Origin of the sequence: Bradyrhizobium sacchari (assembly GCF_002068095.1) — a bacterium.
Taxonomy (GTDB): domain Bacteria; phylum Pseudomonadota; class Alphaproteobacteria; order Rhizobiales; family Xanthobacteraceae; genus Bradyrhizobium; species Bradyrhizobium sacchari.
On record NZ_LWIG01000003.1, the window covers coordinates 6,805 to 23,685 of the forward strand.

12 protein-coding genes and 5 pseudogenes are annotated in these 16,881 nt (G+C 60.9%); 15 read left to right on the forward strand and 2 right to left on the reverse strand.

Annotated elements, in window-relative coordinates; all coding sequences use genetic code 11:
* The 3 genes from A5906_RS43875 to A5906_RS05290 form a co-directional block, all read left to right on the forward strand.
* The coding region (locus tag A5906_RS43875) for a DUF2493 domain-containing protein (protein ID WP_245326597.1) at positions 1 to 307 on the forward strand (307 nt) is incomplete at its 5' end.
* Between the two features lie 42 nt (positions 308 to 349).
* Positions 350 to 928 carry a hypothetical protein gene (locus A5906_RS05285; protein WP_245326598.1) on the forward strand — a complete coding sequence of 193 codons (579 nt, stop codon included), beginning with the start codon at positions 350 to 352 and terminating at the stop codon, positions 926 to 928.
* Between the two features lie 543 nt (positions 929 to 1,471).
* The gene (locus A5906_RS05290; RefSeq protein WP_080134225.1) at positions 1,472 to 1,792 is read left to right on the forward strand and encodes a DUF736 domain-containing protein; all 321 of its coding nucleotides are present in this window, start codon (positions 1,472 to 1,474) and stop codon (positions 1,790 to 1,792) included.
* A gap of 436 nt (positions 1,793 to 2,228) precedes the next feature.
* On the opposite strand, the pseudogene A5906_RS05295 reads toward A5906_RS05290, so the two are convergent.
* Positions 2,229 to 2,396, reverse strand: a pseudogene (locus A5906_RS05295) (helix-turn-helix domain-containing protein); the annotation flags it as partial.
* A 192-nt stretch (positions 2,397 to 2,588) separates the two neighbouring features.
* Between A5906_RS05295 and A5906_RS05300 the strand changes: the two are divergent.
* The 11 genes and pseudogenes from A5906_RS05300 (at position 2,589) to A5906_RS05350 (ending at position 13,844) form a co-directional block, all read left to right on the forward strand.
* Positions 2,589 to 2,900, forward strand: coding sequence for a DUF2285 domain-containing protein (locus tag A5906_RS05300; protein WP_080134227.1), 312 nt, complete (start codon positions 2,589 to 2,591; stop codon positions 2,898 to 2,900).
* 293 nt (positions 2,901 to 3,193) lie between these two features.
* A pseudogene (locus A5906_RS43880) lies at positions 3,194 to 3,434 on the forward strand (DUF2285 domain-containing protein).
* A 123-nt stretch (positions 3,435 to 3,557) separates the two neighbouring features.
* Positions 3,558 to 3,836 carry a helix-turn-helix transcriptional regulator gene (locus tag A5906_RS05310; protein WP_080134228.1) on the forward strand — a complete coding sequence of 93 codons (279 nt, stop codon included), beginning with the start codon at positions 3,558 to 3,560 and terminating at the stop codon, positions 3,834 to 3,836.
* 14 nt (positions 3,837 to 3,850) lie between these two features.
* Positions 3,851 to 4,377, forward strand: a pseudogene (locus A5906_RS05315) (replication initiator protein A); the annotation flags it as partial.
* A 297-nt stretch (positions 4,378 to 4,674) separates the two neighbouring features.
* Positions 4,675 to 5,138, forward strand: a pseudogene (locus A5906_RS05320) (DUF2840 domain-containing protein).
* On the forward strand, positions 5,138 to 5,644 hold the full coding sequence (locus A5906_RS05325; RefSeq protein WP_080134229.1) for a S26 family signal peptidase: 507 nt from the start codon (positions 5,138 to 5,140) through the stop codon (positions 5,642 to 5,644). The pseudogene A5906_RS05320 and the gene A5906_RS05325 overlap by 1 nt, the downstream one beginning before the upstream one ends.
* Positions 5,645 to 5,979: 335 nt before the next feature.
* Positions 5,980 to 6,525: a lytic transglycosylase domain-containing protein gene (locus A5906_RS05330; RefSeq protein WP_245326599.1), complete on the forward strand. Its 546-nt coding sequence runs from the start codon at positions 5,980 to 5,982 to the stop codon at positions 6,523 to 6,525.
* Positions 6,526 to 7,072: 547 nt separating this feature from the next.
* Entirely contained in the window at positions 7,073 to 7,477 is a 405-nt protein-coding gene (locus tag A5906_RS46310) for a transposase (protein WP_161495365.1), read from the forward strand.
* Between the two features lie 654 nt (positions 7,478 to 8,131).
* Complete coding sequence (locus A5906_RS05340; protein WP_080134232.1) at positions 8,132 to 10,237, forward strand: DUF3363 domain-containing protein; 2,106 nt, start codon at positions 8,132 to 8,134, stop codon at positions 10,235 to 10,237.
* A gap of 848 nt (positions 10,238 to 11,085) precedes the next feature.
* Positions 11,086 to 11,226, forward strand: a complete 141-nt coding sequence (locus tag A5906_RS42440; RefSeq protein WP_161495366.1) for a hypothetical protein — start codon at positions 11,086 to 11,088, stop codon at positions 11,224 to 11,226.
* Between the two features lie 146 nt (positions 11,227 to 11,372).
* Positions 11,373 to 13,844 carry a putative bifunctional diguanylate cyclase/phosphodiesterase gene (locus A5906_RS05350; RefSeq protein WP_080134234.1) on the forward strand — a complete coding sequence of 824 codons (2,472 nt, stop codon included), beginning with the start codon at positions 11,373 to 11,375 and terminating at the stop codon, positions 13,842 to 13,844.
* A gap of 149 nt (positions 13,845 to 13,993) precedes the next feature.
* Here the strand turns inward: A5906_RS05350 and A5906_RS46315 are convergent.
* Positions 13,994 to 14,747 (reverse strand): annotated as a pseudogene (locus tag A5906_RS46315) (polysaccharide deacetylase family protein).
* A 410-nt stretch (positions 14,748 to 15,157) separates the two neighbouring features.
* Between A5906_RS46315 and A5906_RS05360 the strand changes: the two are divergent.
* A partial coding sequence (locus tag A5906_RS05360) for a conjugal transfer protein TraG (RefSeq protein ID WP_245326600.1) occupies positions 15,158 to 16,811 on the forward strand: 1,654 nt, incomplete at its 3' end.
* Positions 16,812 to 16,881 lie beyond the last annotated feature (70 nt).

A 16,881-nucleotide genomic window follows, 5' to 3' on the forward strand; every position in this document is an offset into this window, starting at 1 on the left:
CCTCATCTGGGACCGCCTCGACAAGGTCTACGCCAAGCATCTCGACATGGTCCTGCTTCATGGCGGCTCGCGGAAAGGCGCCGAACTGATCGCTTCAAAATGGGCCACCAATCGCAAGGTGCCTCAGATCGCCTTTAAGCCCGACTGGACCAGGCACGCCAAGGCCGCACCGTTCAAGCGTAACGATGCCATGCTGGAGCTCCTCCCGATCGGGGTGATGCACTTTCCGGGCACGGGCATCCAGGACAATCTCGCCGATAAGGCAAGGCGCCTGGGCATTCCCGTTTGGAAGTTCGGGGGCACGTGAGCGCCGCCCTGATGGCGACCGAACCATGAAACGGAGTTGTGTATGCCGCAACTCCGCCGCGTTTGCGTCCAACATCTCTTGTGCGCCGCGGTGGTGGTGGAAGGCGCAACCCATAAACCTATTGATGGAGCCTCCACCATGCTCGCGCTTGGGCTTGTTCTCAATACGCTTGGCATCGGCTTGTTCTGCTGGGCGATTTTCGCGCTGGCGGTCTATGCTTTGCCGTTTTTCGTCGCATTGAATGTCGGGATGGTCGCATTCCACGGCGGTGCCGGCCTCCTTGGCGCACTTCTTGTCGGGATCGGAAGCGGGGGGCTTGTGCTTGTCATTGGCCAGTTCACCGTTGTCGCCGGCCGATCTCTCATATTGCGCATCCTCGTCCCGGCCGCATTCTCTATTCCAGCCGCGGTCGCCGGCTATCAGGTAGCGTTCGCACTGTCTCATATCGGCATGCCATTGCCAGCCTGGCGTCAGGTTTTTGCCTGCATGGGCGCAGTGTCCGCTTGCTGGACGGCATGGGCGCGCTTGAATGCATCAGCCGAAACCTGCTCGTTCGAGCCGAATGGGCAAGCTGCCAACCTGTCGCAACCAGCTCTTCCGGCGACCAGGTCCAAGCGATAGCCAGGCAGACCTTTTCATGATCGAGCTTGTTCGCTTGGAGAGGCGCGTCCAGGTCGACCGCCGAGCTCAAGCAAGAGATGACTGATGCACTTTCTGGGCGTATTCGCCAACCGCACGAAGTTCGGGCACACATTTGGAGCGGCGGGCGGGTTCTTGATCACTTGATGGGAGACGATACCGCCTTTTGCAGCAAGTTGTTTCTCTTTGCACGCCCAATCATTGGGACCTCTTGTTCAGGAGAACCAACATACGCAACGTCATCTCTGCATTGCGGTTTAGCACGCGGACTCACGTGGCCTCGTTGATGGCTCGATCTGGCCGAGACCGGCTGCGCCTCGATCGTCCGAGCCGCAACGCCATGGATTGAGACTTTCTTCCCCTGGGCTTGCGCCCATTCCTCGCGAGACAAGAAAGTCTCAACCAAGGCGTCCTCCGCTGCGCTCCGGCCCTCAAAGCGCGGGTGCGTCGCCGATCGTCCTCGGCCTTCAGGTCGCCATCGAGGCCGCGGTGGTCGCGGGCTCGAAACCCAACAGGAGAAGTGACATGGCTAACATCGGTTCTTTCAAGAAGGTCGGCAATGATTTCCAGGGCGAGATCATCACCCTGAGCTTGCAAGCCAAAGGCGTCCGCATCGTCGCCGAGGCCAACCGGTCCAACGACAACGCGCCGACTCATCGCGTCTATGTGGGCCGAGCCGAGATCGGGGCAGCCTGGTCGAAGCGCTCCGAGGAAGGCCGCGACTATCTCTCACTCAAGCTCGACGATCCCTCCTTCAACGCACCGATCTACGCGAACCTGTTCGATGACGAGGGCGGCGAAGGCTACACGCTGCTCTGGTCCCGGCCCCGCAAGAGCGGTGAGTGAGGCAACCTCCAGCCCCGCCCGAGTTGCTCGGGCGGGGTTCTCCTCTCGAAGCGGCGACCTGGCCAAGGCGTCACGTGCGGAAGCACCGGCGCCTTCAAAAGGCTCAAGAATGCCGTCGGCGGAACCTTGTCGCCCAGCACCAAACACGGTCGGCTTGTCGCACGACCCTTCCCGTTCCGGCCACAACCGGCCGCTTGACTGCGCAATATCCGCCTGACCATAGCACATCCGAGCCCAGCGGCCGATACGCCGCGCTTCGTACCGAGAAAAGGCGGGCAAAGACGTGAATGGCCCCATTCCCTGCGCGGACGCTCAGATCAACCCTCTCCTAGCTCTCTGTGCGCCTCGTGGCGGCACTGCTAGTCCTCCAAAGTCGACACAGCCGCTAGCGCGCATTGCCAAACGACCCAACAGCTACCTGCCGCGCACAAGTGAGCTATCGGCTGCGAATCCTGGAGGATTTTTCATTAAGCAGCTCTGCAGACCGAACTTCGAGCGCTTGAGCAACCTGCCAAACTGCCAGCAACGTCGCGTTTTGCAGTCCACGCTCCATGCTGCTTACGAATGGGCGATCGACACGCATGCGTTCGGCGACCGCCTCCCGACTGAGGCCTAGGCCGAATCGAAATCGGCAATACGCGGAAGGTGGCTATCTTGCGGCTGAGCCTCTTCGAGGAGCCGCGCGTTTAAGCTCGGCATTGGAGAAAGTTATCCTCGACCGTTATTTTGTGGCACTCGCATGGTGACACTTGTGAGAATTGGGTAATATTAGGCAACAAAGTTGATCGCAGTACCCATGCAAACCCCGCCACAAGATGCTGATGTCGCCGATACAGCTCCAGACGATCCTGTTCTCACGCTCTATGATGAGCGGCATCTGGTGATCTACCGGCGCCTTCTCGATGCTGCGGCTGAAGGCGCCGATTGGAAGGAAGTCCTCCGCATCGATCCGGATCGCGAACCGGCCCGCGCACGCACTGCATTCGATACTCATCTCGCCCGCGCGAATTGGATGGCGGACCAGGGTTACCGCCATCTGCTTCGCGGGGCGCGGCCAAACAGTAAACATTCCCTCTGTCGTTCGAATGAGAGAATATCTCTCTCGTGATCGCGCCGATGCATCACGCGGGGCGCCCGAGGCTTTCCCAAGCGTAGTTCCGGTCGTCCGGGTCACCCCAGCCTCACGGATCAACGCGCGCCGCTCCCTCTTTCTGACCTTCCACGGGACAGCATCAAGAAAGCGGCCGACGGCTGGCATGCCGTCGTGCGAATTCGGGGGGACGCGTCATCACCTCTGGTGCCGCAGCCACCCCGACCTGGTGGGCTATTCCGCCGAACTGCCGCTCGGCGCGGACTACGAAATCCGCGCCTATGCCTCGCAATGTTTGTGGCGAGCCATCGATGGCCTATCATCAGCTTTCGCCACAGCACCGGGAGCGACTGGCGTTGGTCTTGCGTGCGCTCGACGGGCACATGGATGGCGCCTCTTACCGTGCTATCGCTGATGTGTTTTTCGGGGAACGGCCGCGCCTGGAAGACGCACGACCTTCGCAGCCGGACCCTCCGCCTGGTGAAGACTGGCCTTGAGCTGGTGTACGGCGGCTATCGCGCCTTGCTCCGCCTAATGTCCCGCAAGGAATAAGGCAGGGTGCCGAAAATCATCCCGGCATCTTCGGCATCCCCCTAGGCTGCTCTGCTGCGCTATCCTGACCGAGAACGCGCGGCCTAACTCGGTTGCGCTCCAGATTGTCACGGAGCCCCTAACATGCCCGATTCAGATGGCGGCTTGCCGCCACGCTACCTGCGCACGCCCGAAGCTGCGCGCTTTCTCGGCTTATCCGGGCGAACGCTCGAAAAGCACCGCACCTATGGCACGGGTCCGACCTACCGCAAGCTCGGCGGTCGCGTCGTCTATGCGCTCGAGGACCTCAAGGCATGGGTAGATCGTGGGGCCAAAACATCGACAAGCGATCCCGGCAACGGTGCCGTGCTGCCGGCGAAGCGGCAGCCGCCCATCCCCTACGCAGGCAAGGAGCGGCGCTGACCCACGTCGGTCGAATCGGCCGGGGGGCCAGCATGCACGACTACGATCACCTCAAAGCTGCGCTCGATCGGCTGCAATCAACCACCGTTTTGAGGTCGATTCGCCAGCCTACCGAACGGCGCGCGCATCGCTTTTCCTGGATCAACGAATGGAAAGAGACAGCAGATGCCAACAGGCGGTCACGTGGATTGGAGCTCGTCACACCGGACTGGTTCTATACTTGGAACGCTGGCTCTACCGCCTCGTCCGGAAGCATGGTGGCCGTCGGCATGGCGGCTGGAGCTTCGATCTGGTGCACCTGCATGCCAAGTCTGGCAGCCTCTCACCGCTGAAACAATTTGCCTGCGATGTGCGCGACATCGTCCGTCGTCAAACATTGCCGGGCTATCAGCTTCTTATCACGCGAGACCTGAATGTCGTAGAGCGATTGAACTTCACGCCGATCCCGCTCGATCCGTACAACAGGCGATTGCGCAAGCGCCTGCTGCTGTCACGAGCGGACAACAGGCTGCGAATTGCCTCGTGCCATCAGGGACCGTGATAGTCGCGCGATCAAGCACCGCGTACACCTGCCATCACGGGCCAAAAGGGCGGCCAACTCGTTGCGGTGCAAGTCCTTCTCGCTGCTGTAACTTCCGTAACCAGGAATCCTTCGGATTCCCTCTAACGGAACAGCACCTCTGTTCGGTTGCCGAAACTGCCGAGCGGCTTCTGACGCTGTCCGGGCTTATTCGCTCCACACGACGCCACGGCCAAAGGCTCAGATCTTCGCCTGCTGCGGCAGGCACCAGCAAATTGTGCGCCTTCAAAACATCTGGTCAGCACACGGAGATCGCAGATGAGTGAACTGACGGAGGTTGAGCTTCTGTGGCTTGAGAACCGCATCGAGAACCGGATTCGGTTCGGCAAACCTGTCGAGGAAAGGGTCGTGGATTTCACCGGCGCATCCTTTCGTTCCGGCCCGGCAGCATCTTCGCATACGTCCGATGGACATCGAATGACTTCGGGACGGTGCTATCTCGCATTGACATTGTGCGTGCCGTCGAACCGGGTGAGCCCTACTCGACGGTACCTGGGATCAGCCCCGGTGCAGAGAGCTTTTTGCGGCTTTCCGGCTGGCCCAAGGTCGAGTGCGCACTGCAACTGATCGAAGCCGTCGAGTCGCTCGGCATCGATCCTTCTGATGTTGCTCCGGAATACTGGCACCACGTTCACAACCGTCTGTTGGTCAATGAAAGCCCACGCACCTACACCCTCGCGCGCCACCGGGCCTGGCTCAATCGCCGAAGGATAACATTCTGATGGCACGGCTCAGAATCGTTGCCGCCATGCTTGGTGCCGCGGCGCTCGCCTTGTCATCCGGCGAGCAAGCAAAGCCATCCTACATCTGGAACGCCTCGCAAAGCGTTCCGATCGGCCTCTATCGCCTGCAAGAGACCGGGCGATTGAACGTCACTGAATTGCTGGCCGTTCGGGTACCCGAGCCGCTGTCCAGCTTCCTTGACCTCAACGGCTATTTGCCTGCCGGCGTGCCGATGCTCAAACGAGTGGCGGCACTCCCAGGACAAACCGTCTGCAGAACCGGGCTCACGATCTCGGTCGACAACATCGAAATGGGCGAGGCACGCGAGCGTGACGGCCGTGGCAGGCCGTTGCCGGTCTGGCAAGGTTGTCTGGCGATACCCTTAGACCAAGTCTTTCTCATGAACTGGCAGTCAACCGACTCGCTCGATGGACGATATTTTGGGCCGATCGCGAGATCCGCCGTAATCGGGCAGGCAATCGCTGTGTGGACCAAGGAAGAGTGAACAATCGTGTCTTGCGCCGCCCGCCTACGGCGGTGGCGTTTTCGCATCCGGAGCCCAGGGCTTCCACTTCAGCCATAGATCTGAGAACCAGTATGGATACCTGCCGCTGCATTCGGCCATGCCGAGCCAGAAATGTGCCGTCCTCAGTGATCGCGCGCCGCTCAGTGACAGCCACAATGATTTGCTCTATCGGCATCTTGCAAATGCTCGGAGCGCCGTCGGCCAGCAGGGCGGAACCGGCTTCGCTCGCTCAAACAGATTCACCCAAACCCGCTGCATATGCCAGCTTCGTGGCCGAGGCTTCTGTTCGATTTGCGATCCCGGAGCGTTGGATCATGAGCGTGATCGCGGTCGAAAGCGAAGGGAAAATGAGCGCCAAATCGGCGCGGGGCGCTCTCGGCCTGATGCAGATCATGCCGCAGACCTGGATTGAGCTGAGCGCTCGCTACAATCTCGGACTGGATCCGTTCGACGCTCACGATAATATCGTGGCGGGTGCGGCCTATCTGCGCGAGATGCTCGATCGCTTTGGAACCGAAGGCTTTCTCGCTGCCTACAATGCAGGCCCAAAGCGATTTGAAGAGCATCTGGTTGCAGGCCGGCCGCTTCCGGATGAAACGCAGGCTTATGTTCGGCGGCTAGCAGCCTTGCTCGAAATTGGCAGGAACGATCACAACTCTGCTACAAGCCAGATCTTCGACAGATCGCATGCGAATCTGTTTGCTCAACGAGGAGCAAATTCATTCGGCAACCGGCCATCGGCTTCGGGTGATCAATCTGTGATGGGATCACAGCCCGCGGACCCGGCGTCTGGATCAATGCTTGCTCCTCGCTCGCATGGTTTGTTTGTGCCTCGTTCAGACGCGTTGCTGAAACGATGAGCGATCGCAATAAGCTCCGAGTTCCGGCACACAGTTGGGGCCGGTGCGGAAAGGCATAGATGGGGCGAACGGGTAGGGGAAGCGTCCGGCGGCTGCACATCGGGTAGCTCGTGATATCAGCCGCCACTTTCCAGCTTCGCCGGCGCCCCCAAGGCCGACATTCGGTTTGCATTCGAAACGCTGCAACACGATCATGACGCTAGGACTTTCGGGTTTGCTACTTTCGCTCACGCGGGCAAGAGTTCGCGGAGGAGTGCGATAATAACGTTCTGATGGCATACGGGCGATGCGTTCGGCCCGCGCTCTACTCGTCGCTTCGCTCCTCACCGAGCCACCCTACGGGTGTCTCGGCCACTCGGGTAACGATCGCTATCGCAAACGCTCGCAAACAGGGGTGCTTCGCAAGTCAACTGCCAAGTCGCGGTGGCTTTTCGGAATGAATCGGGCACCAGCCAACGTGTTCGGGCAGGCGCCATTGAAGGATCTACCGCAATGACCCGAACTGCATTTTGTCGCGAAACGCCGCGAGTACCGAGAGTCTGTTGGCTTGGAAGTCTGGCCCCTGGGAAACCGCGACCGGTATGGGCGTCGACGATCCCCGGCGCTTTGCGCGATCGCGAACGGTCGGCGCGCATTTGGCTTGACGCCGAGGCGGCACCAATTCGGCACGTCGATCGACTACGAAGGGCGGATCAGCAAACAGGGCGACGTCGCCGTGCGCGAGGCGCTTTGCGAGGCGGCCGCAAGCCTGCTGCTGCGGGTCAGGAAATGGTCGGCACTGCGGGCGTGGGCTTGCGGATCGCCAAACGGTCGAGCATGCCGTGCGCGATCACCGCGGCGGCGCGCAAGCTCGCCCAGCATTCTGCACCGGATGTGGGTCAGCGAGACCGATTTCCACGTCGGATTCGGCGCCAAGGTGACGCAACGGCTGCGGTTGAAACCAGCGCGGTAGCCGCGAGGCAGATGATGACGGATTTGCGCTGGGTCGGCCTGTTGAGGAGGAGCGAAATTAGAGATCCGCGCGCGCGGTGAGCGTCCCCTGGCGGGGCCGCGAAACGGGGAATGTCCGCTATCTCTTGCCTGCTGCCGCCCTTCGGGGACGAGAGCGCCGGACTGCTTGGACAGCCCTGTTCACGAACCTGATGAAGAGCATGCGACGGCCGAAGTGCTGAACGCGAAGGAACGCATGGACCCCGCCTGGTGAAGGCCACTGCAACGCGGTGTGGTGACGTTTGTGCGTCGTAGATGGAGGGAAGCAGCGATGCTTATTTTGCGAGGACTCGAGGAAAAACCTAGGAATGAGTTGACTTTGCCCGCCCGATTAGGAAGGCAAGATAAAGCGAGTGACCTCGCTGCTGGAACTTCGTTCCTAAGAGTTTGTCTGCACATTGTTTTTGGCCGAGCGCGCTGAATATCGGGCAAGGTGTGCCCCGCATCGCCCGCTGGCGCTTTCTGATTTGTTTTCAATGGCCAGAAGCGCGAATGGCTGCAATGTGCGCCGGCCGAGCGACCGCAGTACTTACGCTGGCGGCAGGAATCTTTCGCTATCGTGCGACGGCAGCGTTCGGCTCTTGTCTGCCGTAGTTCGACCTCCGATCGTCATCTGATGGCGAGCAGCGAAGACGACTTTCGCATCCGTCCCGGGAAGGTTCGGGATCGTGGTCGTGTACAGACGCGCCCGCGTCCGATTCGCGCGAAGCGTTCACGTCCGGCCAGCTTCCTAGGCCACGTCAAACAGGCCATCCGCCGGGCCGGCGGCAACCCCGACCGCGTTGGGAGGGCCGGCAAAGGAAGTGGGCGTTTCAATGCGCGCGGCAGGGGCGCTGCGGTCGCGCTGATGCTGAAGGAACGCAGTGCGTGGACTCGGGACGGAAGCGGGCCGCGCACGCGGGCTCGACGCGTGGCAGTCAAGGCTCGCATCGTGAAGCTCAACCCGCAGCGCGGCGGGACCAGGGGGCGCGGGTTCGCCAGCGCCAAGGCAGTCGATGCCCACCTGCGCTACCTTGAACGCGATGGCGTGACCAAGGACGGCGAGAAGGGTCAGGTCTATTCGGCGGACCGCGATACCGAAGATGGCCGGGCTTTCCTCGAGCGGGGACGCGAGGACCGCCATCAGTTTCGCTTCATCGTCTCTGCCGAGGACGGCGAGGAGCTTGCCGATCCGCGCGAGACCACCCGCAATCTGATGAAGCAAATGGAAGCCGACCTCGGGACCAGGCTCGACTGGATCGCGGTCGACCATCACAACACAGGCCACCCGCACACCCATATCATCGTGCGGGGTATCACTGACAACGGCAAAACCCTCAATGTTGCCGGCGACTATATCGCTCATGGCATCCGTGAGCGGGCGAGCGAGATCGTGACGCTGGAACTCGGCCGTCAGACCGAGCTCGAGGTGGCAAAGCAGCTCGAACGGGAAGTGGAGGCCGACCGCTTCACCCGGCTTGACCGGATGCTCATCGCCGAACAGCAAGGCAGGGAGTTCTCCGATTTGCGTCCCGGTCGGGACATGCGGGATGCACTCCGTCAGAATCGTGCGCTCCTGATCGAGCGGGCGCGCAAGCTGGAGCGGATGGGGCTCGCAAGTGAGGTCGAGAGCGGGCACTGGGTTGTCTCTTCGAAGACGGAGTCCGTTCTACGAGAGCTTGGGGAGCGCGGTGACATCATCAAGACCATGCACCGGGCGCTGGAGCGCGACGGTTTGGCGGAGGACCGCCATCTCTCGCGCTATGTGGTGCATCGCGGTGAGGTAACCGAGCGCATCGTTGGCCGCGTGCTCGAGAAGGGCCTTGGGGGCGACGAGATGAGTGACAAGGTCCGCCTGCTGATCGACGCTGTAGACGGGCACGTGCATCACATCGAGATGGATGCCGCCCGCGCGGAGGATGTCGGCAGAGGCATGATCGTCGCGGCCGGCTCCGCCCCTCCCGGGCTGCGTGCGGCGGACCGCAACGTCATCGACGTCGCAGGCGAGGGCGGCATCTATCGCCCGACCGAACACCTTGAGCGGGCACGTGCTGCCATCGACAGTATCGGCGGTGATCCGCAAGCCTTCGTCCGCTCGCACGTTCGCCGCCTGGAGGCGCTACGGCGGGCCGGCCAGGTCGAGCGGATCGACGCCGATCACTGGCGCATCCCGACCGATCTTACCAAACGCGGCCAAGCCTACGATCTTGCTCGCGACCGGGCCAACATCCGCATTAGCATCCTGTCTCCCACCGACCTTGATCAGCAGATTCGCCACGACGGCGCGACATGGCTCGATCGCGAGCTGGTCTCCCGTCAGCGCATCCCGCTCGCGGGCGAAGGGTTTGGCCAAGAGGTCAGGGCGGCGCTGGCCAAGCGCAAGCTAGCCTTAATCGACGCGGGCCACGTGACAGACCTCGGTGACGGCAACATTCGGGCGCCAAAGGACCTGATTCAGAGGCTTGAGGCCGCCGACATCGCGCGCGCCGGCGAGGCGCTTGCGGCTGAACGCGGCCTGCGATGGCGGCCGGCCGCCGTCGGCGACAGCGTCAGCGGGCAGCTCGTCGGTGCCACTCAGCTAAGCAGCGGCCGGTTCGCAATGCTTGATGACGGTCTGTGTTTCAGTCTCGTGCCATGGCGAGACGCCCTCGAGCCGCAGATCGGCCGGCACATTTCCGGCATCGTCATGCCAGGGGGCCGTGTCGACTGGACGTTCACCCGCAAGCTGGGATTGGGGTTGTGATCGAGCGGCAGGCCAATCGTTTGGAGTGCCTGGCCAGAGTGAGGCGGTGGTGAGCCGAAAGGCAGCAGGACGTTATCCGTCCGGAAGCCCCGTAAGGCGACCGCCGGTCCAGGCGCATTGAGGCGAACGAGACAATTTGCGCTGCTGAAGGAAATGGTGGGTCTAGCCGCGTGCACGAGCGGGTCTTGCTAGGGTCAGGTACGCTCTCCGAGTTAGCTGCCGGTCTGTACGGTGCACTGGGGAGATTCAGCCAAAAAAGGCGCAGATGAGCTTCAGGTTATTGCATCAGTCCAAGCGGGATGGGCGCAAATCCGTTCACGAACGAGGCAAATCAGTGCAGCTGAAGCCCGCGGCGTCACCATTGAAAGTCGCCAGGGATGCTCTTTGAGCGGCTTTAGGGAACGGTCGCGCTGATCTCGCTATAGGACACCAACAAATTGAGCGAACCCACCCAAGCTCCTTAGCCAGAGCGGGAGCAATCAAGACGACGCCATTGATTGCGGATCGCTTTGGTGGAAGGCTGTACCGTCAGCCGATAAAGCACAAGCTGAGCCGTTCCGAGCTCCTCGATCAGTGTGCCGCAAGCAGGGCAGTAGTACTTTCCTTGGAGGCCCCGTTCAGACGTAAGCTCAAGACGGCGAAAGCCGGCACCGCATTGAGGGCATGTTACATCACTCGTTTTCATAGGTTGCCTCCTCACGCTGGCAGCCATCACGTTTCTTTAACATGGGCTTAGTTATAGCGCATCTCCCTGGGACGGCCCCTCAAGCAAAATCAACATTGCGGATTTGCTGGCCGCCTGCGCCGATCGGCAAATGTAGTCATACAAATCGGACATCCGACAAAAAATGACGCTCGAAATTGACGAGCGCTCCTGCCGGGCGCGCGACCTTCGGAATATTCTGCTGCAGATTCGCGTCGTCACCCTGGCGCTTGGAAACGCTTTTCGTCTTATTCTTGCTTCTCGCTGCGAACTTTCTGCGTCGTGAGGTATTGAGACGGTCACGCGTGATGTTTTTGGCGGCGCCATCAATCAGCAGGGCCAGATCGCGACCGTATCGTCTTTTAAGAGCGAATTAAGCCAGGCTGGATTTGATGCCGCCCGGGCAGGAAGCTTAGGTCAGCGGGGCGTGTGATGAGTGCTGCCAACAGGCAATTTGTGAAATCAGATGCGAGGGTGTTCAATGACATGCCGGTCCTGCGGCGCAAGTGGCAGGCTGCGCTCAAGCCCGGCGAAACGCTTCCCCGCTACGAAAATGTGCTGCTGGGGAGCCTCGGGCGGCTTGCCGATCATCTTGTGCTGCTCAGGTGTGACAATGGCGAGTTTGCCGTTTCGCGCACTGGTCGCTATGCGCAGAACTGGCTGTGCGATGCGCGCTGGGACATTCCACTGGATGCGTTGCGTCCGGATTGCGCGACCGTCCTCACCGGCGCGGCCTCGAATGCGATTGCAAACAACCAACCCTATTTGGCAGCCGCTCATTGCGTGCACGCCGGGATGGTACGGACCTACGACGTGTTGGCGCTGCCGACCTTATCGCGTTGGGGCGGTACGCTGGTCGGCGTCTATGTCAACGAGCGCGCTACGGAATACAATCTGATCGATGCAATCTTTTGCAAGACCGGCGATGGCGTCGTCTCCCTCTCAACCATTCGCGATCCCTCAGGCAGACCATTTGATTTTCAAGTTGTGCACCACAATCAGGCAGCAGCAAGACTGCTCGGTGTGGAAGAGGGCAACCTGTTGCTGCAGCGCCTCAGCAGTTCAGACCATCTGCTCTGCTCGCAAGAGGTTATAGAGCGGTTGGGCGCCACGGTCGTGAATGACGTCGGTGACCAGTTCGAGATCGAACACGGTGATCAGAGCCTGCGCATGCGCGTGAGTGCCTTTGGCGACATCGTGTCTGTGGTCATTTCCGACGTCACGTCCTTCAAGCGCCGAGACGCCTCGTTCAGGTTGCTGTTCGACAGCAATCCGATGCCGATGTGGGCGTTCGACGCCGAGACAATGGACTTCGTTAGAGTTAATGACGCAGCAGTGCAGCACTATGGCTATGCTCGCGAGACCTTCCTGCGAATGAAAGTTCAGGAGATCTGGCCAGACGACGAGCGGGTCAGCTATACGCGGGCGCTCCGAGATGCGGGCGATATTTATCAATCTGAACATCCCTGGCGCCATGTCAGGGCTGATGGCACTGAGATTTCTGTGCTGACCTTTGGGCGACGCCTCATGATCGAGGGGCGCGAGGGCTATCTGGTCGTGGTGGTCGACATTACCGAACGGCGCAAAGCAGAGGCCCGCATCGCCCATATGGCACTGCACGACGGGTTGACCAACCTCGCCAACCGCGGGTTCCACCAGAGGTGGCTCGGTGAGGCGCTCGAAACAGCAAATGCAACCGGCAAACGCGTCGCGGTGCTGTGTATCGACCTTGACCTCTTCAAGAACGTCAACGACTCGTTCGGCCACCCCATCGGCGATCACCTGCTCGAGCAAGTGGCCGACCGGCTGCGGTCCAGGGTGGCCGGCAATAATTTGGCGGCACGGCTTGGCGGCGACGAATTTTCGATAATTCTCACGGATGATACCTCGCCGGAGCATGTGAGCGAATTCGCGGCCGACCTGATCAGGACATTGAGTGCTCCTTACGATATTGATGGCAATCAGATCGTTATCGGTGCCTCGGTCGGAATCGCGCTGTCACCAGGCGACGGCACGAGCAGCGCGGAGCTGATGCGTAACTCCGATATGGCGCTCTATCGCGCCAAAGAGGATGGCCGCGGAACGCATCGCTTTTTCGAGCGGGAGATGGATCTACAGGTGCAGCGACGGCGCGAGATGGAGCTTGATTTGCGCCGGGCCTTTTCCCGTAGCGAATTCGAGCTGCACTATCAGCCGCTGGTCGAGATCGCGAGCGACAAGATCTCAGGTTTTGAGGCGCTTCTGCGCTGGCCTCACCCAGCGAAGGGCATGATTTCGCCGGCTGAGTTTATTCCCATTGCGGAGGAAATCGGGCTGATCGGGCCTATCGGAGAATGGGTGCTGCGCGACGCTTGTAACGAGGCGGTCAAGTGGCCTTCGGAGATCAAGGTTGCAGTCAACCTGTCGCCGGTACAATTCCGCAGCCGCAATCTGGTTCAGGTGGTGATTTCAGCGCTGGCGAATTCCGGTTTGGCGCCGAAGCGGCTCGAGCTTGAAATCACCGAATCGGTATTTCTGGCGGAGACGGAGGCAAATCTTGCGATCCTGCACCAGCTCCGCGAGCTTGGCGTTTCCATATCGCTGGATGACTTTGGAACGGGCTATTCCAGCCTCAGCTACTTGCGAAGCTTTCCCTTCGACAAGATCAAAATTGATCGCTCTTTTGTGAAGGATCTGGCGAAACGCTCTGAGTGCGGCGCCATCGTGCGGGCGATCTCGGGCCTCGGCCGGAGCCTCAACATCAGCACGACAGCGGAAGGGGTGGAAACTACGGAGCAGCTGGATTGGCTTCGCGCCGAGGGCTGCAACGAGGTGCAAGGATTTTTGTTCAGCGGCGCCAGGCCAGCCGCCGAGGTGGGGCAGCTCTTAGTTCGCTTTGGCGCAAGGGCGTCCAAGGCGGCATGAATTGCCGATCCCGCAGGAACAGGTTTGTCACGTTGAGGGGTCGCAAACCGAACGCGATCAGGCCACGTAGTCGTCCGAAGCCGTCTCTGCCCCGCAGCAGTTGATCTCCGCTCGTGGCGAGCCCTGATGCGCGAAGGGGTGCCAAGACGTCAATGGGGCACTTCAACGCTCTTCTTGGCCACATCCGGTACTAGATGCACGATCCGGTGCCCGTTCTGATGCAGGTAGCGCAGAACGCATGCAGCATGGCCGCAGTCCGTGCCTGCGCATCCTGTAGCAAGAATGATACCGCTACGAGCGGCTTCAAGTCGCTCGATGAGGATCGTGAGCTCCTGCTCTGGGGTTACGTTCTCCCAGTCACTCGCCAAAAGGTCAGCTCCGAACACGATGATTCCGCGCGACTGCAAGAGATCGAGGGTCGCTGGCGTCGCGTCGAAACAGGGGAACCGGAAGAAGCGTGTCGAGGGCTTTTTGGTGTTGCGCCTGCTCGAACGGGATGGTCGACATCATCGGATGCGACCAGCTGTGGTGCGCTATGGTATGCCCTGAGCGGCCACACGCCGCACGAGCTCGGGAAATTCCGCCGAGGATCTGCCGACCAGAAAGAACGTGGCTCGCGCGCATTTCTGTGCGAGTGCCGCCAGTACCGTTTCCGTCTCCGGCGGCCGCGGTCCGTCATCAAAGGTCAGGACGACTTCAGGGTCCGCCAGAGGAAGCGTCTCTGGAAAGCCTCTTCAGCCCGACGCGCGTGAAGAGCGCGGCATCTACAGCGAGCACCCGCGCCGTACCGAGCGCATCGCGCCGATTGCAGCTCGAAACGTTTGTCACGGCAACACCTGCGAGCAACGCTACCCCAGCGCAGCCGAGGCGAAAAGCCAATCTGTGCAGGCGCAACTCTGTCATGGCGCTTGGCGCGACCTTGATTGTTGGTGAGCGCCGTGGCGCTCAGCAGACTATCTGATCGGCATCGCCGGATTCCGGCGCATCGAGCGTGTGCCTGGCGCAAAAAGGTCATCGAACGTCCGTTATCCGCTCGAACCGCTCCTGCTGCCTGTCTTGCTTGAACTGGGTGGAGGTGGCTTGGCTCGGACAATGGTGCTGATCGTCTTTCGCAAGATTAATACCTTTGGCGCGCACCCGGCACGAGTGCGCAGGATGCGAAATGCGCATCGCGGACGTCGGCAACGTCCGTTGGGGTTCAAGAGCCAACTTTCCGGACGGCTCCGCCGATCCTGCGCTGGGACGCGCGTGATTGCGACCTAGGGATGCCCTTTCTTGTGTGCAGCCCTCGGTCATGACCACATTTTCAATCCATGTCAGCGACAAAAATCATTTGGCATCAAGTGGTCCTGGTTTGTCTGGTCGTGCTCGCCTTCCTGTGGGCTGCGACCGAGTGGACCGCCTGGCGGCTTGCGTTTCAGCCTCAGCTTGGACCTGCTTGGTTCAAGCTCGGGGATTGGCCGGTCTACCAGCCGGCAGCCTTCTTCGTCTGGTGGTTCCAATTCGATGCCTACGCACCTGTTATCTTCCTGCAGGGCGGTGCAATTGCTGCTAGCGGGGGCATCGCGGCAACTGCCATAGCCATGGCGCTGTCAGTCCTTCGGGCACACGAGGCGAGGGACGTAACCACCTACGGCTCGGCGCGCTGGGCCGACTCGCGGGAGGTCAGACGCGCAGGCCTATTAGGAGATGAGGGCGTCGTGCTCGGCCGGTTTCAAGGTCATTATCTGCGGCATGATGGGCCCGAGCATGTGCTCTGCTTTGCCCCGACCCGCTCAGGCAAGGGCGTCGGCCTTGTCATCCCAACCCTTCTGACATGGCCCGCATCGACCATTGTTCATGACATCAAGGGGGAAAACTTTCAGCTGACCTCCGGCTGGCGCGCTCGCTTTGGCCCCGTGCTGGTGTTCGACCCCACCAATCCCGCCAGCGCCGCTTACAATCCGCTTCTCGAGATCCGCCGCGGAGATTGCGAGGTCAGAGACGCCCAAAACATCGCCGATATCCTTGTCGACCCTGAAGGGGCGCTTGAGCGCCGCAATCATTGGGAAAAGACCAGCCATTCGCTCCTCGTCGGCGCGATCCTGCATGTCCTCTACGCTGAAGCCGACAAGACGCTCGCGGGCGTCGCAAATTTTTTGTCCGACCCTGCCCGCCCGATAGAGGCGACGCTGAATGCCATGCTGGCAACGGCCCATCTTGGAACCAGCGTGCATCCGGTGGTTGCTTCAGCTGCGCGAGAGCTTCTCAACAAAAGCGAGAACGAGCGCTCCGGCGTTCTCTCAACCGCAATGAGTTTCCTGGGGCTCTACCGCGATCCAGTGGTTGCCAAGATCACCGCACGGAGCGCCTGGCGCATCCGCGATTTCGTCGAGGGACCTCGACCTGTCTCGCTCTATCTGGTCGTTCCGCCGTCCGATATCGTTCGGACAAAGCCATTGATGCGGCTCATCCTCAACCAGATCGGGCGCCGATTGACCGAGAGCTTGGATCCCGACCGGCGTAGGCAGAAGCTCCTCCTGATGCTCGACGAGTTCGCAGCTCTTGGCCGGCTCGACTTCTTCGAGAGCCAGCTTGCCTTTATGGCCGGCTATGGCATCCGCAGCTTTCTCATCACCCAAAGCCTCAATCAGCTCGAACGCGCTTATGGACCGAACCATGCGATCCTCGACAATTGCCATGTGCGGATCGCATTCTCGACCAATGACGAGCGGACAGCCAAGCGCGTCTCTGACGCGCTTGGGACCGCCACCGAGCTGCGTGCGATGAAAAACTACGCCGGGCACCGGTTGAGCCCATGGCTTGGGCACCTGATGGTGAGCCGCCAGGAAACCTCGCGGCCCTTGCTAACGCCCGGCGAAGTCATGCAACTCTCGCCTAAAGATGCGATCGTGATGGTTTCCGGGGTGCACCCCGTGCGGGCGAGCAAGGTCCGCTACTACGAGGATCCGCAGCTCCAACGGCGGGNCGCCACTCCCCGAACATCTCACTTTGGCTGCGCAGGGCGATGACTGGTCATCACGAGCGCCCATAGCTC